18 protein-coding genes are annotated in these 20,686 nt (G+C 67.3%); 10 read left to right on the plus strand and 8 right to left on the minus strand.

Annotated features, from left to right (window positions below; translation table 11 throughout):
- Positions 1 to 118: 118 nt before the first annotated feature.
- Both IEQ11_RS17590 and IEQ11_RS17595 read right to left on the minus strand, forming a co-directional pair.
- Complete coding sequence (locus IEQ11_RS17590; protein WP_051547615.1) at positions 119 to 451, minus strand: hypothetical protein; 333 nt, start codon at positions 449 to 451, stop codon at positions 119 to 121.
- Between the two features lie 100 nt (positions 452 to 551).
- Positions 552 to 1,097, minus strand: a complete 546-nt coding sequence (locus tag IEQ11_RS17595; RefSeq protein WP_191822363.1) for a YybH family protein — start codon at positions 1,095 to 1,097, stop codon at positions 552 to 554.
- 182 nt (positions 1,098 to 1,279) lie between these two features.
- On the opposite strand from IEQ11_RS17595, the gene IEQ11_RS17600 reads away from it, so the two are divergent.
- Complete coding sequence (locus IEQ11_RS17600; protein ID WP_191822364.1) at positions 1,280 to 2,533, plus strand: alkaline phosphatase family protein; 1,254 nt, start codon at positions 1,280 to 1,282, stop codon at positions 2,531 to 2,533.
- Between the two features lie 297 nt (positions 2,534 to 2,830).
- Complete coding sequence (locus IEQ11_RS17605) at positions 2,831 to 5,107, plus strand: DUF4082 domain-containing protein (RefSeq protein WP_191822365.1); 2,277 nt, start codon at positions 2,831 to 2,833, stop codon at positions 5,105 to 5,107.
- Positions 5,108 to 5,670: 563 nt separating this feature from the next.
- Here the strand turns inward: IEQ11_RS17605 and IEQ11_RS17610 are convergent.
- Positions 5,671 to 5,931, minus strand: coding sequence for a hypothetical protein (locus IEQ11_RS17610; RefSeq protein ID WP_247024587.1), 261 nt, complete (start codon positions 5,929 to 5,931; stop codon positions 5,671 to 5,673).
- A 295-nt stretch (positions 5,932 to 6,226) separates the two neighbouring features.
- Here IEQ11_RS17610 and IEQ11_RS17615 point away from each other — a divergent pair, with 295 nt between their 5' ends.
- Together IEQ11_RS17615 and IEQ11_RS17620 are read left to right on the plus strand one after the other, a co-directional pair.
- Positions 6,227 to 7,828: a DNA-3-methyladenine glycosylase 2 family protein gene (locus IEQ11_RS17615; RefSeq protein ID WP_191823826.1), complete on the plus strand. Its 1,602-nt coding sequence runs from the start codon at positions 6,227 to 6,229 to the stop codon at positions 7,826 to 7,828.
- A complete protein-coding gene (locus tag IEQ11_RS17620; protein ID WP_096415213.1) occupies positions 7,825 to 8,367 on the plus strand; it encodes a methylated-DNA--[protein]-cysteine S-methyltransferase in 543 nt (180 codons plus the stop codon). Before IEQ11_RS17615 ends, IEQ11_RS17620 begins: the two co-directional genes overlap by 4 nt.
- Before the next feature lie 38 nt (positions 8,368 to 8,405).
- On the opposite strand, the gene IEQ11_RS17625 is transcribed toward IEQ11_RS17620, so the two are convergent.
- A complete protein-coding gene (locus tag IEQ11_RS17625) occupies positions 8,406 to 9,722 on the minus strand; it encodes a formimidoylglutamate deiminase (protein ID WP_191823825.1) in 1,317 nt (438 codons plus the stop codon).
- A 27-nt stretch (positions 9,723 to 9,749) separates the two neighbouring features.
- Here IEQ11_RS17625 and hutI point away from each other — a divergent pair, with 27 nt between their 5' ends.
- The 3 genes from hutI to IEQ11_RS17640 all read left to right on the plus strand — a co-directional run bounded on the left by hutI (position 9,750) and on the right by IEQ11_RS17640 (position 13,606).
- Positions 9,750 to 11,009, plus strand: coding sequence for an imidazolonepropionase (hutI, locus tag IEQ11_RS17630; RefSeq protein ID WP_191823824.1), 1,260 nt, complete (start codon positions 9,750 to 9,752; stop codon positions 11,007 to 11,009).
- 543 nt (positions 11,010 to 11,552) lie between these two features.
- Positions 11,553 to 12,767 carry a dipeptidase gene (locus IEQ11_RS17635; protein ID WP_191823823.1) on the plus strand — a complete coding sequence of 405 codons (1,215 nt, stop codon included), beginning with the start codon at positions 11,553 to 11,555 and terminating at the stop codon, positions 12,765 to 12,767.
- Entirely contained in the window at positions 12,764 to 13,606 is an 843-nt protein-coding gene (locus tag IEQ11_RS17640) for a DUF6348 family protein (protein WP_191823822.1), read from the plus strand. The genes IEQ11_RS17635 and IEQ11_RS17640 overlap by 4 nt, the downstream gene beginning before the upstream one ends.
- A gap of 100 nt (positions 13,607 to 13,706) precedes the next feature.
- Here IEQ11_RS17640 and IEQ11_RS17645 read toward each other — a convergent pair whose 3' ends face one another.
- The 3 genes from IEQ11_RS17645 to IEQ11_RS17655 form a co-directional block, all read right to left on the minus strand.
- Entirely contained in the window at positions 13,707 to 14,342 is a 636-nt protein-coding gene (locus IEQ11_RS17645; protein WP_057922257.1) for an outer membrane beta-barrel protein, read from the minus strand.
- A 238-nt stretch (positions 14,343 to 14,580) separates the two neighbouring features.
- A complete protein-coding gene (locus tag IEQ11_RS17650; RefSeq protein ID WP_257720866.1) occupies positions 14,581 to 14,787 on the minus strand; it encodes a 30S ribosomal protein THX in 207 nt (68 codons plus the stop codon).
- Between the two features lie 182 nt (positions 14,788 to 14,969).
- Positions 14,970 to 15,377, minus strand: coding sequence for a MerC domain-containing protein (locus IEQ11_RS17655; protein ID WP_036114664.1), 408 nt, complete (start codon positions 15,375 to 15,377; stop codon positions 14,970 to 14,972).
- Between the two features lie 103 nt (positions 15,378 to 15,480).
- Here IEQ11_RS17655 and IEQ11_RS17660 point away from each other — a divergent pair, with 103 nt between their 5' ends.
- The 3 genes from IEQ11_RS17660 (at position 15,481) to IEQ11_RS17670 (ending at position 19,697) form a co-directional block, all read left to right on the plus strand.
- Positions 15,481 to 17,505 (plus strand): TonB-dependent receptor, encoded by a 2,025-nt coding sequence (locus IEQ11_RS17660; RefSeq protein WP_191823821.1) that lies wholly within the window; start codon positions 15,481 to 15,483, stop codon positions 17,503 to 17,505.
- 202 nt (positions 17,506 to 17,707) lie between these two features.
- On the plus strand, positions 17,708 to 18,103 hold the full coding sequence (locus tag IEQ11_RS17665; protein ID WP_228465051.1) for a MarR family winged helix-turn-helix transcriptional regulator: 396 nt from the start codon (positions 17,708 to 17,710) through the stop codon (positions 18,101 to 18,103).
- Between the two features lie 340 nt (positions 18,104 to 18,443).
- On the plus strand, positions 18,444 to 19,697 hold the full coding sequence (locus tag IEQ11_RS17670; protein ID WP_191823819.1) for an MFS transporter: 1,254 nt from the start codon (positions 18,444 to 18,446) through the stop codon (positions 19,695 to 19,697).
- Between the two features lie 475 nt (positions 19,698 to 20,172).
- On the opposite strand, the gene IEQ11_RS17675 is transcribed toward IEQ11_RS17670, so the two are convergent.
- Positions 20,173 to 20,670 carry a transcriptional repressor gene (locus IEQ11_RS17675; protein ID WP_036114650.1) on the minus strand — a complete coding sequence of 166 codons (498 nt, stop codon included), beginning with the start codon at positions 20,668 to 20,670 and terminating at the stop codon, positions 20,173 to 20,175.
- Between the last annotated feature and the right edge of the window lie 16 nt (positions 20,671 to 20,686).

Genomic DNA, 20,686 nt, shown 5'->3' on the forward strand with positions numbered 1-20,686 from the left:
ATCGGCAGCAGACAAAAAGACGCCCGGCACGAGCCGGGCGTTCGATCGATCCAGAGTCGGACCAGAAGTCAAGCGAAACCTGGACGCCAAGCGAAACAGCGACTGAGCGAGTGCGGCCTCAGTGGACGGCCGGATCGAGCTTGCGCAGCGCGCTGGCGACATCGACCTCGCCGGTGCCGTTGAGATCGTCGCGGCTGTAGCTGCGGCCGTAGGCGGCGCAGTCCTGCTTGGACTTGGACTGGATGCGCGAGCCGGTCTGGCGCAGGCATCGCGCATCGCTGAGCTTTTTCTTCGCCGGCTGCGCCTGGGCGTCGGCGCTGGCGTCGGCAGGTGCGTTGACTTGCGCGGCCGGCTGCGCCGCCGGCTCGACCGGGGCTTGCGGATTGGGGGTTTGCGCCGCGGCGACGAACGCGAATGCGCTCAACGCCGTGGCGAGCATCAGACGTTTCATGACGCGCCTCCTGTACGAACAGGGTTGGGAAGGGGCTCGGTCACCATACGCCCGCCGCATCGGCGTGACGCGAGTGTCATGCGCGCCGTTTAGCCGGTTGTCAGCGTTGTGGACAGGTTTCGCGGCGGCCGCTCTGGAACGCCATCGCTTCGGCCTCGGTCGCCGGCCGCGGCGCGATGCCGTCGTCGAACAACACCCGCCACACCCCGTCCGTGCCGCGCTGCCAGACCGATTGATAGGCGCCGATCGCGTAGCGCGGCTGCGCGCCGGGCTCGAGCTTCTGATACAGCGCCGGCCCGGTCGACCAGGCGATGTCGGGCGCGCCGGCGATGGTGACCCGGGTCGGATACCAGCGCAGGCGCAGGCGCTTGCCTTCGATCAGGCCCGCCCACTCTTCGACGATGCGGTCGCGGCCCCGCGTGGGCTGGGCGCGGCCGGAGCCGAACGCGGCCTGCTCATGCACATGCTCGGCGAAGGCCTTGCGGTCGTGTTCGGCGATGGAACGGGCGAACCCCAGTTCGCGCGCCCACACCGCGCATTCGTCCGCGCTCAATTGCGGCGACGGCGGCGCGGGCGGCGTCTGCGCGGCCGCGACCGATACGCTCAGCGAGCCCAGCAGGCAAACGGTGCGAACGATGCGGCGCATGGCGGAACTCGCGACAGGATCCCGCGATCACTATCGGCCGCGGGCCGGGCCGCCGCCAGCGACGGAAGTCATGCACCCGCCTCGCGCCGAGCGCCCCATGCCGATCCTGGCGATTCGCCGCGCGGCGCGCGTGGCCGATGCGCTGACACAGGCCGGCCATCGGCCCCGGCTATCATGTCGCGATGCGCTCGATTCTGACCGCGGCCAGCGCCGCTCTGCTCGTCTTCGCCCTCGCCGCCTGCTCCGCGCCGACCCGCCCCGAGGCGCCGCCGGCCGACACGCCCCTGCTGCTGATTTCGATCGACGGCTTTCGCGCGAGTTACTTCGAACTCGGCCAGACCCCGAACCTGGAACGGCTGGCCGGCGACGGCGTGCGCGCGCAGTGGATGACCCCGTCCTACCCGTCGCTGACCTTTCCCAATCACTACACCCTGGTCACCGGCCTGCGTCCGGACCACCACGGCGTGATCCACAACAGCATGAGCGACGCGGCGATCGGCAAGTTCAAGGTCGCCGATCGCGACGCGGTCGGCGATACGCGTTGGTGGAGCGGCGGCGAACCGATCTGGATCGGCGCGCAGAAAGCCGGCCTGCGCAGCGCGACCTTGTTCTGGCCCGGCAGCGAAGCGCCGATCCACGGCCTGCGCCCGAACCGCTGGCGCCCGTTCGACGCCAAGGTCGACGAAAACGCGCGCGTCGACGAGGTGCTGGGCTGGCTCGGCGAACCGGCCTCGACCCGACCGCACGTGGCGACCTTGTACTTCGACGCGCTCGATCACGAAGGCCACGACCACGGTCCGAATTCGCCGGAAGCGCGCGAGGCGATGGTGCGCATCGACGCGGCGATCGGCCGCCTGCTCGACGGCTTGGCCGCGCGCGATCAGCTCGAACACGTCAACCTGATCGTGGTGTCCGACCACGGCATGGCCGAAGTCGTGCCCGGCCATCGCATCGCGGTCGAGGACATGGTCACGCCCGAGCAGGCGGTGGTGACCTCGGTCGGCCAGTCGATCGGCATCGCCCCCAATCCCGGTTTCGAAGCGCAGGTCGAGCGCCGCCTGCTCGGCGCGCACGCGCAGTACGACTGCTGGCGCAAGAGCGAGTTGCCGGCGCGCTGGCATTACGGCACCCATCCGCGGGTGCCGCCGATCGTGTGTCAGATGCACGAAGGCTGGGATGCGATCGAAGGCGAAAAACTGCGCGGCGCGACCCAGGTCCAGACCCGCGGCTCGCACGGCTTCGATCCGGCGCTGCCGTCGATGCGCGCGATCTTTCTGGCCCGCGGTCCGGCGTTCAAGCGCGGCGCGAGCATTCCCGCATTCGACAATGTCGATGTGTATCCGCTGCTGGCGCGCCTGATCGGAATTCGTCCGGCCAAGAACGACGGCGATATCGCGCCGTTGCTGCCGGCGTTGCGCGATCCCGGTCGACCCTGACGAGCGCGGCGCGCATTGGGCGCGCATGCGGACGCGATGCGGTCGTTGTCATGCCTTCGCGATGACAACCCACCGATCGCAATGCGCGAACCGGACCACCGCCGCTAACAGCCCACGGCGCTGACGTTTGTCATCGATGCGGATTTTGGTGACCGCCGCCCGAATTTCGCGGACCGGCGTGGCGCTAGCTTAGCTCCGGGAAACGAAGGTCGGTTTCCCGCTGCGTCACCGTCCAGGCAACGGCGCGCTCACTCTCGGGCGCGTCGCGTCATCGCGATCCATTCTCGAGATCCGTCCATGCACACCACCCCAGGCACCGAGCCTGCGCGTCGCCGCGCGCGCCGCTGTTTCGCCGTTCCCGAACGCAGCCGCACCCGCGCCAATACCGTGCGCCTGTGGTCGGCCTGCATCCTGTCGCTGTCCGCATTGCTGAGCGTCGGCGCGGCCGGCGCGCAGAACATCGCGCCGGCCGGTACCGCTTACCGTTGGGCGCATGGGCTCACGCCCGGCGCCGACGGCCGCAGCGAGACCGAACCGACCAGCGTGCGCGTGGCCGCGCCGTTGCTCAACGATGGCGACGACACGGTCGACGTCGATCTCAGCGGCGGCCAGCCCGAACCGATCGATAACTACGAAGCCGCCGGCGTGATGTGGCGCGACCGACTGCGCACCATCGACCGGGTCGAGATCGTCCATGGCAGTTGGAACAGCAGCGGCGACGGCGCGTTCTGCGCGGGATTGACCTTGCAGTTCTCCAACAGCTTCAGCGGCGACTGGCGCGACAGCGGCTGGACCCTGGAACCGGCGTATCAATACGACTCCTCGCAGACCGCCGGCGTCACCTACACCTTCCGCGGCCCGCCCAGCGAAGTACGCGCGGCGCGCATCACCGGCCAATTACACTGCACCCACAACAGTTCGTACTGGACCAACATCCGCGAAGTGCGCGCGTTCGAAGCCGGCCGGCTGAGCCTGTGGAACGACAGCGCCGTGCCGACCGTGGTCGACGCGCCCGATACCGGCGGAGTCGAGCTGGGCCTGCGGTTCCGCAGCGTCCAGCCGGGCTGGATCAAGGGCGTGCGCTTCTACAAGGCCGCGGCCAACATCGGCGTGCACGTCGGCAACCTGTGGAGCAACGACGGCGCCTTGCTGGCGCGCGCGAACTTCGTCGACGAAACACCGTCGGGCTGGCAGCGCGTCGCCTTCGCCACGCCGGTGCGGATCGCCGCCGATACGACCTATGTGGTGTCGTACTACGCACCCGGCGGTCATTATTCGGCCGACCTGGATTACTTCGCCGCCGCCGACTACGCCAACGGCCCGTTGCGCGCATTGCGCGACGGCAGCGACGGCGGCAACGGCAACTACCGCTACGGCGCGCAGAGCGCGTTCCCGGACGCGACCTGGCGCTCGGCGAACTACTGGGTCGACGTCGAATTCGCCCCGCTCGACGGCGACACCGCCGCGCCGAGCGTGCCGACCGGCCTGCGCGCGATCGTCGGCGATGCGACCACGGTGTCGTTGAACTGGGACGCCAGCAGCGACGACACCAGCGCGGTGCGTTACCGCGTTTACGTCGATAGCAATCCGGTCGCGCTCGGCGAAGTCGAGGTGCCCGCGTTCGTGCACGACAGCGCGCAGCCGCAGACGAGCTACAGCTACCGGGTCAGCGCGGTCGATGCCGCCGGCAACGAATCGGCGCGCTCGCCGGCGATAGTCGTCACCACCCCGCCGCTCGGCAGCGCGCGCGGTTGCCCGCCGTTCCCGGCGTTCCCGAACGCGGCCTGCACCGGCGTACCGGCCGGCCAGACGCTGACCACGATCAACGGCAACCTGAGCAGCACGCGCGATGGTCAGATCATCAACGCCATGCTGATCACCGGCGACCTGGTGATCCGCCATGACAACGTCACCGTGAGCAACAGCCGGATCAAGGGCTTCGTCGACAATCGCAATGTCCGCAACCTGGTGCTCAGGGACGTCGATGTCGGCCCCGACGCGTGTCCCGCGGTCAACAACGGCGGACGCCGCCTGATCACCGGCGACAACGGCTACACCCTGATCCGCGCCCACCTGCACCACAACGGCGACGACATGCTGATCACCGGCGGCGGCGAACCGGTGGTGATCCAGGACAGCCTGATCCACAACACCTGTTTCTATCCCGACGATCATCTCGACGCGGTGCAGTTCTATTCGCCGGGCCAGGTCGGTCACGTCAGCATCCTGCACAGCGACATCGACGCGCGTCCGGTCAACGCCTCCGGCTACGGCAACGCCGCGGTGTTCTGGGCCGATCGCCCGGGCGCGGGCTCGACCCTGACCATCCGCGAAAGCCGCCTCGCCGGCGGCGGTTACACCCTGGCGCCGTACGATTCCGGATTGGGGTCGGGGGTGGTGATCGAAGTCAGCGACACCCGATTCGTGCGCAATTCGCAATGGGGCAGCGCTTGTTACGTGGGCAACAACAGTCCGGCCAATCATTCGCCGACGATCGCGTACAACGGCAGCGAGGGGCTCAAGTGGTTGCGCAATGCCTGGGATGACGGGACGCCGCTGCCGAGTTGTCAGTAACGCTTTCATCGCAGGTGCGACTGGTTTAGTCGACCCCGGGGCCGCGTGTTGGTCTCGGGGTTTTTCTTGGTGGTCGATCGCTTGCTATTGCCTCTGTGGGCGAGCTGAATCCCGATGGTTTCGGGTCCGATCGCGACAATCTTCGCGATCGGATCGAACGATGTCGCGGCTTGCGCCGCTCCTAGAGGTAGGTCACGCGGCTCTAACCGGAGGTCAAGGTCGAAGCCCGGGACGACGTAGCCGCATCGCTGCCCCTGTAGGAGCGACGCGAGTCGCGACCGCGACGTTTCGATGGCGACGAGGCTTTCGCTGTGCTTGTGTTTTCGCGGTCGCGGCTTGCGCCGCTCCTACAGGTAGGCCATGTCGCTTCTACTTAGGTCTGAAGCCGCGCAGTTCATCCAGCGCTGCGAGGCTTGGAACTCGCGAGAACAAAAGCACACCCGAAGGGCGGCGTGCAGGATGCACGCCGTGCGCCACCGGGACATGGATGTCCCGTGTGGCGCATGCCTGCGTAAGCACCGCACTTGCGGGCACTTGATTCAAAGAAAAGCGTTTTTCTTTGGTTACTTTTCTTTTGTCGCTTTTGACAAAAGAAAGTAACTCGGCCGCTTGCGGACGAAAGCTGTTGATCTTGCTTTCGGCCTCAAAAGCTCCAAAGCCTTCAAAGCCTTCAAAGCTTGAAGCAGGATCAAAAGCGTTCCGCCGCTGAAGCGGCGGGTTACTTTCTTTTGTCTAAAGCAACAAAAGAAAGGTAACCAAAGAAAAATGCTTTTCTTTGAATCAAGGGCCCGCACGATCGGTGCAGACGCGGGCATGCGCCACACGGGACATCCTGTCCCGGTGGCGCACGGCGCACATCCATGTGCGCCGCCCTTCGGGTGTGCTGTTGTTCTCGCGAGCTCCAAGCTTCGCAGCGCTGGGAATGGAATGCGACATCAGGCGCGAGCAACAGCAACTACAACTACAGTGGCGACGGCGACACCATTAGCCGCCGCGACAACAACAAAAACAGAGCGGCCGGGCCTCACAAACTTGCCCAATTCATCCCCCTGAACCCCTCCAGCATTGATGTCCGAATCCGGCGAGTCCCCCTCCCCGCCCGGTGCTAGCCTCCCTCCCATGAACAGCAAACCCGACCCCGTCGCTACCCCCGCCCCCAGCGCCTCGCTGCCGCAATGGCAAGTGTGCGAACAGGCCCGGCTCAGCCGCGATCCGCGCTTCGACGGGTTGTTCTTCACCGCGGTGACCAGCACCGGCATCTATTGCCGGCCGGTGTGCCCGGCGCCCGCGGCCAAGCGCGAGAACGTCAAATACTTCGGCCACGCCGCCGCGGCCGAAGCCGCCGGGTTTCGGCCGTGTTTGCGCTGCCGCCCGGAGTTGTCGCCGGCCGAAGGCGCCTGGCGCCGCGGCGATGCGGCGATCGCGCGCGCGCTCAAGTTGATCGACGAGGGCGCGCTGGCCGAACGACCGCTGGCCGCGCTGGCTGAACGCGTCGGGCTGGGCGAACGCCAGTTGCGACGCTTGTTCGTCGATCGCCTCGGCGCGCCGCCGATCGGCGTGCACAGTACCCGCCGCCTTTTGTTCGCCAAACAGTTGCTGACCGAAACCCGCCTGCCGATCACCGAAGTCGCGATGGCCGCCGGTTTCGGCAGCCTGCGCCGCTTCAACACCACCTTCCGCGAGGCTTATCGGATGGCGCCGCGCGATCTGCGCCGGCACCCGAACGAAACCTCCGACAGCGACGGCGAAACGCTGGTGCTGCGGCTGGGCTATCGGCCGCCGTACGACTTCGCGCTGATGCTGGATTTCCTGCGCGGCCGCGCCCTGCCGGGCGTGGAAGTCGTCGACGAACACAGCTACAGCCGGGTGATCGGGCCGATCGAATCGCCGGGCTGGTTGCGGGTCAGCGCCTGGCCTAGCGTCAAGAACGAGCCGCAGCACGCGCTCAAGCTCGAATTGCACGGGCCGGCGCCGGCGCGGCTGCTGGAGATCATCAATCGCTTGCGACGCATGTTCGATCTGGACGCCGATCCCAACGCGATCGGCGCCGCGCTATCGGTCGATCCGCGGCTGCGCGCACTGGTCGCCAAGCGTCCCGGTCTGCGTTTGCCCAGCGGCTGGGACGGTTTCGAAATTTCGGTGCGCGCGATCCTCGGTCAACAGGTCAGCGTCGCCGCCGCGCGCACGCTCGCCTCGCGCACCGCGCAACGTTTCGGCCAGCCGCTGCCGAAAGCGTTCGGGCCCGGACTGGAGCATCTGTTCCCGACGCCCGAAGCGCTGGCCGACGCGGATCTGGCCGAAATCGGCCTGACCCGCGCCCGCGCCGACACCGTGCGCACCGTGGCGCGCGCCTTGCTCGACGGCCGGGTCGACTTCCGCACCGAACGCACGCTCGACGAGTTCGTCGCGCGCTGGGTCGCGCTGCCCGGGATCGGGCCGTGGACCGCGCACTACATCGCGCTGCGCGCGCTCGGCCATCCCGATGCGTTCCCGGCCGACGATCTGGTCCTGCAGAAAGCCCTGCCCGAAGACGGCATCCGCATGAGCGCGAAGGCGCTCAACGCCCGCGCCGAAGCGTGGCGGCCATGGCGCGCGTACGCGGTGATCCAGATCTGGCGCGACAGCATGTCGACGCCGCTTGCGAAACCCGCGGCCAAATCCGCGATCGAGCCGCCGGGCAAATCGCCGATGAAGACGCGCAAAGCGAGGAAGGCCGCATGAGCACCAACATCCGACTCAAGGACGGCGCGGTCACTTATCAGCACATCGACAGCCCGGTCGGGCGCCTGCTGCTCGCCAGCGGTGACGACGGCCTGCGCCTGATCGAATTCGAAGCGCCGTGGCATCCGGTGTCGATGAGCGAGGGCTGGCGCGAAGGCGACGATGCGGTGCTCGCCGCAACCCGCACGCAGCTCGCCGAATATTTCGCCGGAACCCGCAAGACCTTCGATCTGCCGCTGGCCCCGCACGGCACGCCGTTCCAGATGCAATGCTGGCGCACGCTCGCGCTGATCGGCTGGGGCGAGACCTGGAGTTACGGCCAGATGGCGCGGCATATGGGCCAGCCCAGCGCGACCCGCGCGGTCGGCGCCGCCAACGGCCGCAACCCATTGCCTATCGTGCTGCCCTGCCATCGCGTGATCGGCGCCGACGGCAGCCTCACCGGTTTCGGCGGCGGTCTGCCGACCAAGCAATTCCTGCTGACCCACGAAGGCGTGCTGGGACGGCCGGCGCCGATCGCGGATCTGTTCGCGGTTTGATCGCGGCGGGTCGCAGAACGCGACCCCACCCAGCGAGTTCAATCTGCCAGCAACGCCCGCAAGGTCCGCGCATACCGCGCCGCGATCGCCGCATGCTCGCGATGACGCCCGTCGGCGACGACCTGGCGACCGCCGACATGCACTTCGCGCAGCACGCTGCGATTGCCGCTGAACAACCAGCGGTCGATGCAGTCCTCGTCGCTCGCGCCGGCCAGTGCCGGCGCATCGCCATCCAGAGTCAGCGTATCGCCATCGAGGCTGGCCTGATCGAAACCGGTCGAACGCGATGCGCTCGCGACCACATCGCGCAGCAGGGTTTCGCCGACGCTGCTCGACGCCTCGCCGACCGCGATGTTGCGCCGGCGCGTGAGCAGGCGCTGGCCGTATTCCAGCCAGCGCAATTCCTCGACCGGCGACACCGAAATATGCGAGTCCGAGCCCACGCCCCAAAACCCGCCGGCATCGAGGTAATCGCGCAGCGGGAAGAAGCCGTCGCCCAGATTGGCCTCGGTGGTGGTGCAGATCGCCACGGTCGCGCCGCTGCGGGCGATGCCCTGCACTTCCGCCTCGTCGAGGTGGGTGGCATGCACCAGGGTCCAGCGTTCGTCGACCTGCGCATGCTCCAGCAGCCATTGCACCGGCCGCGCCTTGCGCACGGCGAGGCAGTCCTCGACCTCGGCGACCTGTTCGGCGATATGCACATGCACCCGGCTGTCGGCCGGCAACGCCGCGAGTACTTCGCGCATCGGCCCGGGCGGCACCGCGCGCAGGCTGTGCAGGCAGCAGCCCACCCGCAGCAGTTCGTCGGCTTCGCCGCGCAGGGTGTCGAGCAAGCTCAGATACGCGTCGACCTCGTGACCGAAGCGGCGCTGGCGTTCGCCGAGCGGACGTTCGTCGAAGCCGCCGGTCATGTACAGCACCGGCAGCAAGGTCATGCGGATGCCGGTTTCGCGCGCGGCGGCGATCAGCGCGCGCGACATCGCCGCCGGGTCGGCGTAGGGCCGGCCGTCGGGCGCGTGATGCAGATAATGGAACTCGCACACGCTGGTGTAGCCGGCTTCGAGCATCTCCACGTACAACTGGGTCGCGACCGCGTGCAGCGCCTCGGGGGTGAAGCGCGCGGCGAACCGGTACATGGTTTCGCGCCAGGTCCAGAAGCTGTCGGCGGGGTTGGTCTGGCGCTCGGCCATGCCGGCCATCGCGCGCTGGAACGCGTGCGAATGCAGGTTGGCGATGCCCGGCACGACGCGATCGCCGGCGGCGTCGCCGCGCCAGCCGGCGGGGGTCCAGATGCGGTGGGAGGCGGGAATGGTCATGCGCGCATTCTCGCCTGCGCGGCGGCGCAACGCGACCATCGCGCACGAGCGACTAGAATCGGCACTATGACCGCCTCTACTTCCGCCCCTCACAACCACCGCTACGACGGCCTGATCCTCGGCGCCTCGCTCGCCACCCTCGACTGCGCCGACGGCTACGGCGAGATCGCCGACGCCGCGCTGGCCTGGCGCGACGGCCGCATCGCCCACATCGGCCCGCGCTCCGCGTTGGACGCCGAGCCGGCCGAGCTGGCGACCACGGTGATCCACGCCGACGGCTGGATCACCCCCGGCCTGATCGACTGCCACACCCACCTGGTGTTCGCCGGCGACCGCGCGCGCGAGTTCGAGCTGCGTCTGCAGGGCGCGAGTTACGAAGCCATCGCCCGCGCCGGCGGCGGCATCGTCTCCAGCGTTCGCGCCACCCGCGAAGCCAGCGAGGACGAGCTGCTGCGCCAGTCGCTGCCGCGCGCGCGCGCGCTGCTGGCCGACGGCGCGACCAGCCTGGAGATCAAGTCCGGCTACGGCCTGGACTTCGACAACGAACGCAAGATGCTGCGGGTCGCGCGCCGGATCGGCGAGATCCTCGGCGTGCGGGTGCGCACCACCTACCTCGGCGCGCATGCGCTGCCGCCGGAATACAGCGACCGCGCCGACGCCTACATCGACGCGGTCTGCGAGTGGATGCCGCGCCTGCACGCGGAAGCGCTGATCGATGCGGTCGATGCGTTCTGCGAAGGCATCGGCTTCAGCCCGGCGCAGACCCGACGCGTGTTCGAAACCGCGCGCGCGCTCGGCCTGCCGGTCAAGCTGCATGCCGACCAGCTCAGCGATCTCGGCGGCGGCGCATTGGCCGCCGCGTTCGATGGGCTATCGGCCGATCATGTCGAACACACCTCGCTCGACAGCGTGCGCGCGATGGCCGAGCACGGCACGGTCGCGGTGCTGCTGCCCGGCGCGTTCCATGTGCTGCGCGAAACCAAGCTACCGCCGCTGCAGGCGTTCCGCGATCACTGTGTGGCGATGGCGGTGGCGACCGACTGCAATCCGGGCACCTCGCCCTTGCTGTCGCTGCGCCAGGCCATGCAGCTGTCCTGCACGCATTTCCGTCTGACTCCCGAGGAAGCGCTGCGCGGCGCCACCGTGCATGCGGCGCGCGCGTTGGGGCTGGTCGATGCGGGCGTGCTGCGGGTCGGTGCGCGCGCGGACTTCGTGCAGTGGGATATCGGGCATCCGGCCGAGCTGTGTTACTGGCTCGGCGTGCGGCTGGCGCGACGGGTGGTCGCGGGTGGGCGGGTGCTGGTGGAACGTGGCGAGCGGGATTGATGCGCGGGGCTGGCGATTAGTGTCGATGGCTGACTATCAATGACCCATGGTGTGGAGCATGTCTGAGCGAATGGGTGGGGCATGTCCACCGAAAGCGTCGACGTTGTCCCATCCATCGCCCCCCCTTCGAAACAACATCGCCCCCTTTGAAAAAGGGGGCCGCGCCGGCGCGGGTACGAAGTCTCTGCATACTCGATAGCGCGGGGGGATTTGCTTTTTTGCCGCGGCAACGCTTGACGTCGCGGTTAAAAGCGAATCCCCCCTGCCCCCCTTTTCCAAAGGGGGGAACAGCACGGGCTTTCGTGGGGAGCAGAGCAAGCATGTTCGTTGGAAGCAGCACAAGCGTGCAGACATGAAAGCGGCAAGCCGCGCGTATGCGAGCCAGTGTCTTTCACGTATGCGCCCTGCCCACATCGCACCCGTATCGCGCCCACCTCGCCCCACCAACGCTGCGCCGCCGCAAGGCTCCATCCTCGCGCTGTTGTACGCTGGGCGTCCGCCGCGCCGCACGATGCGCGCGGTTCAACCCGATCCGGAGGTCATGTGCGCATCGCCGTTCTCGCTTTAGCCGTCGCCGCTGTCGCCCTGTCGTCGCCGCTGATCGCGCAAGCCGATCAGCCCCTCAGCGCCGGCCAGCGCTTCGCCCAGGACGCGATCATCGTCGATACCCACATCGATGCGCCCAGCCTGCTGCTGCGCAACTGGAACGACCTCGGTCTGGACACGCCCAAGGTCGAGTTCGACTACCCGCGCGCGCGTCAGGGCGGGCTGGATGTCGCCTTCATGTCGATCTACACCTCGCCGGCCGAAGATGCCGCCGGCACCGCGACCCAGACCGCGCACACCCAGATCGATGCGGTCGAGGCGATGGTGGGACGCCGCCCCGATCAGTTCGCGGTGCTGCGCAGCCCGAAGGATCTCGAACGCCTGCACCAGCGCGGCCAGCGCGTGCTGCTGGCGCTGGGCATGGAGAACGGCGCGCCGATCGGCGACGACCTGTCCAGGCTCAAGCTGTTCCACGCGCGCGGCGTGCGCTACATCACCCTCGCCCACAGCGAGGACAACCGGATCAGCGATTCGTCCTACGACAAGCACCACAAGTGGAAGGGTCTGAGCCCGTTCGGCGAGCAAGTCGTCGACGAGATGAACCGGCTCGGCATCATGGTCGACGTCTCGCACCTGTCCGACGACGCGGTGCGCGACGTGCTCGCGCGCAGCAAGGCGCCGGTGATCGCCAGCCACTCGGGCCTGCGCCACTTCACTCCCGGCTTCGAACGCAATCTCAGCGACGAGTTGGCCAAGGCGGTCGCGGCCAAGGGCGGCGTGGTCCAGGTAGTGTTCGGCAACGCCTTCGTCGACCCGGCCTCGGCCGCCGACACCCAGGCCTATTTCGACGCCAGCGCCAAGTTCGAACAGGAACAGGCCGCGGCGCGCGCGCGCGGCGACAAGCCGCGCAGCGAAAAGGAATTCGACGACGCCTGGCAGGCGGCGCATCCGCCGCGCACGGTCAAGATCGATGCGGTGCTCGATCAGATCGATTACGGCATCAAGCTGCTCGGCGCCGATCATGTCGGCATCGGCTCGGACTTCGACGGCGTCAGCGGCGCCTTGCCCGAAGGACTGAAGTCGGTCGCCGACTATCCGAACCTGATCGAAGGGCTGAAGGCGCGCGGCCATTCCGACGAGACCATCCGCAAGGTACTCGGCGGCAATCTGCTGCGCGTGTGGGGCCGGGTCGAGGCCTTGGCGACGCCATGAGCGAACCGACCGACACGCAGGCGACGCACGCGTTCGAACCGATCGCGGCCAATCCGGGTTCGGCCAGTTACGGCCACCTGACCTTCGCCCCCGAGGGCGAGGAAAGCTGGGTCGAACCGTTCGACCTGACCGAACTGGCGGCGAAGGTGCTCGGCGAACTCGGCCACGAAGTCCGCGTCGACGGCGACTGGATCGAATTGCCCGCCAGCGGCCTGTACCTGCTGCCGCAGTTGATCGAATTCGATATCCGACCCGACGGCAACATCCACGTCGCCACGACCATGCAGTGCAACCACGCCACCTTGTTGCCGCAGGGTTTGTTCGAGTATCAGTACTCGGTCCAGGAAACCTTCGACGAAGCCGCCGCGCTCGGTTTCAATCAGTGGGCGCGCACCGACCTGCCGGTGCTGCTCGACGCGACCCGCGACACCGCCGAATCGTGCATGCAGATGCGCATGGATTTCCCCGCCGAAGGCGATCGCCCGGCCTACGCGCGACGCGTGCTGTTCGGACCGGTCGCGCATTACGGCCGGGTGCCGCGCGAGGCCGCCACGAATGAAGACGGCGACGATGACGAGGGCGAGCACGACTTCTGCCCGTGCTGTCTGTTCACCAACTCCATCGACACCTTTGAACCGCTGCTTCACAGCGAAGCGCTGTACGGCCTGCGCCTGTTCGCCTCGCGCGACGAGGACGGCGAGTGCCAGTCCGACTGCCGCGCCAACGGCGAGGAATGGCCGCAGGGCCTGGCGGCCTTGCGCGCCTATGCCGCCACCTGGCCGGGCACGCATATGGAGTACCGCAAGCAGTACGTGATCGTGCAGAGCGTCGTCGACTGAAACGATGGTTCGCCTGCCGCGGCGCGCGGCCGCGCGAATCTCGCGCGCACAAAAAAGCCCGGTTCGCACCGGGCTTTTTCGTTTAAAACCGACGCAACGATCAGAAGCTGGCGCGGATGCCCAGGCTCAGCTGATTGTGGTCGTCGCCGAATTCGGCTTCGCCGACGAGGCCCCAGATGTGGTTGAACTTGACCTGGGCGCCGATGGTGCCGCTGAACTCGCTGTCGTACGCGTCGCCGTCGGTGTAGTTGGCCTTGACCCAGCCTTCGAAGTTGCTGGCCAGCTTGCCGCGCAGACCGACCGAAGCGCGGAAGTCGTCGGCGCGCTCGAACTCGTCGTCCTCCTCGACCTCCACATCGGTGCCCACATAGCTCAGCTCGCCGGTCCAGTCGACGCGGTCCGACAGCGTGTGGTGGTAACCGAAGCCGACTTCGTACTGGGACAGGTCGATGCCGACTTCGCCCAGCTTGATGTCACGAAAGCGCACCGCGACATCGTCGTCGCCCTGGCGGTAACCGCCGAACAGGTGGAACGCATCGCCCAGCGCGACCGAGCCCTTGATGTAGCCGCCGTTGGCCTTGATGTCGTCGACCGAATAATCGGGGTCGACGGTCGGCAGCTCGACCTTGCTCTGCGAGGCGCCGAACTCGACGTAGGAATAGCTCAGACCGTCGGCGGCCGCGGCGGCCGAGGAAGCGGTGGCGAGAAGAATGGCCAGCGCGAGTTGCTTCTTCATAAAGATCCCCTTGATCCTTGAATTGGTTAGACGTCCCTTTCCCCGGGAACGGCGCGCATCTTAATGAAAAAATCACATTCCGTGAAGTTTTTTTGATCGCGCTCACACAAACACACAAATTCCATGTAAGTCACGGCACCGCAATCGACATCGCATGCGTAATCGCGGCGCCCCGCGGGCAAAAGAAAAGCCCCGCGAGGCGGGGCTTTTCGTCAGGCGGAACAACCGGCGGGCCGGATTATTCCTTGCTCGCGGCCTTCTTCGCGACGACCTTCTTGGCCGGCGCCTTGGCGACGGCGGTCTTGGCGGCCTTCTTCACCGCCGGGGCGGCGGCGGTGCCGGCGGCCTTGGTCACGGCCTTGCTGCGGGCGTTGCCGTAGCTGGAGTTGTAGCGCTTGCCCTTGGCGGTCTTGCGGTCGCCTTTACCCATGGTCGTGCTCCTAATTAAGACGTTGAACGTTGTATCGAATGGTGGTCCGCGCAGACTGCAGGCGGGTCGGCCAGAGGACCCGGACCGCCTCTGGATGAAGAGATCGGACCGGCTACCGGCGCAGCGCGGCCGCGCGCGAGGCTGCGAAGCCTAGCACAAGCGTCCGGACTCGGCCTCCAGACCGGAGGCGATGGCCCTCAGTGGGCGCAGCTGGCGTCGTGGACGTGGCCGTGGTTGAGCCGCAGATTGGCCAGATGGGCCAGGCCGACCAGGGTGCCGCCGAAGGTCATCACGATCGCATGCGGCAACAGCGCGCCGTGCAGCGGCGGGTACAGCACCCCGCTCCACAACACGATCAGGCCCGGAATCAGCAGCGACAGCGCGCGCACCGCGTGGTGGCGGCGATACCCCGACCACACGCTGAAACCGCCCAGCAAGGTGGCGAAGATCACGAACGCGAGTTCGAAGCGATGGCCGAACCAGCTGGACAGGCCCAGCGAGGGCAGCACCGCGATCAGCAACGGCAGGGCGGCGCAATGCACGGCGCAGGCCAGCGAGCCGACAGCGCCGATTCGGTCCAACAGGCCGCGTAGAAATGAAGGCATGGGGGATGACTTCTGGGATGGTTGTCAATTCAGTATCGTTACTTTATAACATTTCACCCAGGCCCGCCAGCCTCCCCCACCATTCATTTCCAGTCGGTCCGCCATGCCCAAGCCCATCGTGTCGTCCCCGCGCGCTCGTCGCAGCGCGCTTGCCCTTGCCCTGACCCTCGCCCTGCCCTTGACCCAGGCGGCCGCCCAGGATGCCGCCGGTCCGTCCAGCCCCAGCGATACCCGCCACGACAAGGCTACCAGCCTGGACGCGGTCGTCGTTACCGCCACGCCGCTGCAGTCCAGCGCCGAGGAGCTTGCGCAACCGGTGGAAGTGCTGTCGGGCGAGAAGCTCGACGAGGCGCGCGGCGCCACCCTCGGCGAAACCGTCGGCAAGCTGCCGGGCGTGCAGAGTTCGAACTTCGGCGCCGGCGTCGGCCGGCCGATCATCCGCGGCATGGAAGGCCCGCGCGTGGGCGTGATGACCGGCGGCCTGGCCAGTCAGGACGTGTCCACCGTCAGCCAGGACCACAACGCCGCGGTCGAGCCGTTCCTGGCCGACCAGATCGAAGTGCTCAAGGGTCCGGCCACCTTGTTGTACGGCAGCGGCGCGATCGGCGGCGTGGTCAACATCGTCGACGGCCGCATCGCCGAGAAGCCGCTCGACGAAACCGTGTCCGGCCGCGCCGAAGTGCGCCGCAGCTCGGTCAGCGACGGCGTCACCGGCATGGCCCGGGTCGACGCCAGCGGCGCCGACGGCGCGCTGGTGCTGCATGCCGACGGCGTGTACCGCAACAACGACGATTACAACACCCCGCTCGGCCGCCAGCGCAACAGCTTCGTCGACACCAAGACCGGCGCGCTCGGCGCCTCGCTGGTCGGCGACGTCGGTTTCCTGGGTTTTTCCGCCGCGCGCTATGAAGACAAGTATGGCAATCCCGGCGAACCGGGCAACGCCGAGGAAGGCGAATCGCCGGTCCACATCGACATGCGCCAGAACCGCTTCGAACTCAAGGGCGGCATCAACCAGGAATTCGGCATCTTCAGCGGCCTGCGCGCGAGCGTGGCCGATACCGAATACGAACACACCGAATTCGAAGGCAGCGAAGTCGGCACGCGCTTTCTCAACGACGCCACCGAAGGCCGGCTGGAACTGACCCACAAGCCGCTGGCCGGCTGGGTCGGCGCGATCGGTCTGCAAGGCTACGAGCGCACCTTCCAGGCGATCGGCGAAGAAGCCTTCGTGCCGAAGACCAAGACCCGCGCGGCCGGCCTGTTCGTGACCGAGCAGCGCAAGTGGGATCAGCTGCAGATCGAACTGGGCGCGCGCATCGACAAGGTGGAAAGTTCGCCCAGCGGCGCGGCCAAGCGCGATTTCAACCCGCTGAGCCTGTCGGCCGGCGCGATGTGGAAATTCAACGACGCCTGGCGCCTGACCTTCAACGTCGACCGCGCCGAACGCGCGCCGGCCGAGGAGGAACTGTTCGCCAACGGCCTGCACGCGGCGACCGCCTCGTTCGAGATCGGCGACGCCGACCTGCGCAAGGAGCGCGCCAACCAGTTCGAACTCGGCCTGCACTACCACGGCGCGAAGTTCGAAGCGAAGCTGGCCGCGTACCAGACCCGTTTCGACGGTTTCATCTATTTGATCGATACCGGCGCGTTCGAAGAAGACAATCCGGTGCGCCAGTGGAGCCAGGCCGACGCCACGTTCAACGGTTTCGAGGGCGAGGCGATCGCGCATCTGTTCGACGGCGACGCCGGCAAGTTCGACGTGCGCCTGTTCGGCGATACCGTGCGCGCCAAGCTCGACAACGGCGGCGGCAACCTGCCGCGGATCGCGCCGTCGCGCATCGGCGGCGAACTGCGCTGGGACGCCGACAGCTGGCGCGCCTCGCTCGGCGCGACCCGCTACATGAAGCAGGACAAGGTCGCGCTCAACGAAACCCCGACCGACGGCTACACCCTGGTCGATGCGCACATGGCCTACCACTGGGATTCGGGCAACCTGGGTTATGAGGTGTTTCTCGACGGCACCAACCTGACCGACCAGGTCGCGCGGGTGCACACCTCGTTCCTCAAGGACAGCGTGGTGCTGCCGGGCCGCGGCGTCGATTTCGGGGTGCGGGTGTTCTTCTGACCGTTGCCGCCGATGCATCGTTTGCGGGGTTGAACCGACTCTCTCCAGGTCGCTTGTAGCGCTTCCCCACAGCCCCGAACGCCGGCCTTCGCGCCGGCGTTTGCGGTTGCGGCGCAAATAGGTGTATATACACATAATGACTATCGGCAACGACTCAATCGCAATCGACCCGCCCGCCCCCGGCGTCTGCACCTGTTTTCGCATGCGCAAGCTTTCGCGCCTGATGAGCCAGCGCTACGACCAGGCGCTGGCGCCGGCCGGGGTCAACCTCAATCAGTACTCGATCCTGCGCCGTACCGGCGGCCAGGGCCGGCCGCTGGGCGAGATCGCGCACGAACTGGGCATGGACCGCAGCACCTTGAGCCGCGACCTCAAGCCGCTGGTCGAAGCGGGCTGGATCGAAGCGGTCGCCGGCGGCGACGCGCGCCAGCGGCGGCTGCGCATCACCCGCGCCGGGCGCAAGGTGATCGACCGCGCGATGCCGCTGTGGCGGGCGGCGCAGGACGAGATCAATCGTGGGCTGGGGATGGATGGGATAGCGTTGCTGCATGCGCAGTTGGATGCGGCGATTGCGCAGTTGCAGGGGGCTATTCGCTGATGAGATCACTTTCTGCCCGGGCATGCCCGTCCGCTTCAACCGCCGCGCAACTCACCTACCGTCATTCCCGCGTTCGCGGGAATGACGTTCTGGTGAGATCACCCTGACTTGTGTGGATGTTCGGCTCCGCCGAAGTAAAGCAGAGCCCGCCTTCGCGGAAATGACGGCAAAAGCAGGAGCTGTGTAGCAAAGACTGCAACGTGAGTGCGACTGCAATCGAAACCGAGCTGGAACTGGAACTAAAGCCAGAAACCCGGACCGAAACCAGAAAATTTTCCTCTCCAAATCCCGCACCGCAAACCCCGCACATCACGCCGCCCCACCCGCCGCCGAGTTCCCCATGACACCCACCCCAACCGCGTCTCTTGGCCCCAAGCCCGCCTCCTACTGGCCGCTGCTGCTTGCCGCCACCGCGATGCTGATGATCACCATGGGCATCCGCCAATCGCAGGGGCTGCTGATCAAGCCGATCGGTCGCAGCACCGGGCTGGGCATCGCCGAGATCAGTTTCGCGCTCGCGATCGGTCAGTTCGTGTGGGGCGCGGTGCAGCCGGTGTTCGGTGCACTGGCCGATCAGCGCGGGCCCGGGCGGGTGCTGGTGTTCGGTGGCGTGCTATTGATCGCTGGCATGGCGCTGACGCCGCTGGTGTCTTCGCAATGGGGATTGATCGTCACTCTGGGCCTGCTGGGCGCGGCCGGCGCGGGCGCGGGCAGTTTCTCGATCCTGATCGGCGCGACCGCGCAACGCCTGCCGGCGGAAAAGCGCTCGATGGCGGCCGGGGTGATCAACGCCGGCGGCTCGATGGGCCAGTTCGTGTTCGCGCCGCTGGTGCAGGCGGTGATCGCCGCGGCGGGCTGGATGGCGGCGATGTGGACGCTGGCCGCGGCCGCGGTCGCCACCCTGCCCTTGGCCTGGCCCTTGCGGCGCCGCGCCGAGACGGCCACGCCGTCGGCGTCGACATTCAACGCCGCGCCGGGCATCGGCTTGCGCGAGCAACTGCGCATCGCCTTGCGCGATCGCAGCTACTGGATGCTGCACCTGGGCTTTTTCACCTGCGGCTTCCACATCGCTTTCCTGGTCACCCATCTGCCCGGCGAGATCGCGCTGTGCGGGCTGTCGGACAACGTGTCGGCGATGGCGCTGGCCTTGATCGGCCTGTTCAACGTCGCCGGCAGTCTGGCCGCGGGCTGGCTCGGCCAGCGCTATCGCATGAAGCATCTGCTCGCGCTGATGTATGCCAGCCGCGCCGCGATGATCGCGATCTATCTGATCTCGCCGCCGACGCCGCTGACCTTCTATCTGTTCGCCGCGGGCCTGGGCGTGACCTGGCTGGCCACGGTGCCGCCGACCGCGGGGCTGGTCGGCAAACTGTTCGGTCCGCGCTACCTGGGCACGCTGTTCGGGCTGACCTTGCTGTCGCACCAGATCGGCGGTTTCTTCGGCGCCTGGCTCGGCGGCGTGGCGATGGCCAAGTTCGGCGACTACACCTGGATGTGGTACGCCGACATCGCGTTGGCGCTGATCGCGGCGCTGGCGAATCTGCCGATTCGCGAGGCGCGGCCGGTGCGGGTGGGTGGGTTGGCGGCGGCTTGATTCGGGATTCGGGATTCGGGATTCGGGATTCGGGATTCGGGAATCGGGAATCGGGAATCGGGAATCGATCGATGATTCGATGCTCGGGAGTCGACGTCGAGCATCAGACGCGACGAATCCCTCCTATCTGTTCTCCCCTTTGAAAAAGGGGGGTCAGGGGGGATTTGCTCTTACGATCAGATCGCCGCGCACTGCCGCGAAAAGCAAATCCCCCGCGCCAGTCGGCGACGGTGAGACTTCACGCAACGCAGGGCGCAGCCCCCTTTTTCAAAGGGGGCGAATTCTCGCGGTGATTCTTTGACAAGCGAGTTGCCGCGGTCGAGCAGCTTGCCGCAGTCGACCGGCGCATGCGTTTGCGAAGCAGCCGCTGCGAGTCGTTGAGCTGCCCGAAACCGCGTTTACACAAACTCCGAGCAGGCCAAGACACCTGCGTAGCCTCGCCAGGACGTTTGAGCGACCTACGCCACTCAGCGCTTTAAGCCTGCGCCGCCTTCGCCTCGACGCAATCCGCGCACAGCCCATGCACTTCCAGCGTCTGCGCCTGCGGCACGAAACCCAGCGCGCGCGCGCGGCTTTCCAGCAGGTCGACGATGCGCTCGTCTTCCAGCTCCATCGCCGACTGACAGTTGTCGCAGATCAGGAACGGCACCGCGTGCTGGGCGCCGCCGGGATGATGGCAGCCCACGAACGCGTTGATCGACGCGAGCTTATGGATGAAACCGTGCTCGAGCAGGAAATCCAGCGCGCGGTAGATCGTCGGCGGCGCCGCGGCGTCGTGGGTGGCTTTCATCTGATCGAGCAGGTCGTAAGCCTTCATCGGTTTGCCGGCCGCGGCGATCAGGCGCAAGGCATGCGCGCGGATCGGGGTCAGCCGCAGCCCGCGCTGCTCGCAGGCCCGCTCGACCTCATGCACGAAGGCGTCGCCGTCGTGGACGTGGTGCTGGGGATCGGTGCAGGCGTGGCTGGTGCTCATGGCGGACTCCGTGGTC

The sequence above is a fragment of the Lysobacter capsici genome, assembly GCF_014779555.2.
GTDB lineage: Bacteria > Pseudomonadota > Gammaproteobacteria > Xanthomonadales > Xanthomonadaceae > Lysobacter > Lysobacter capsici.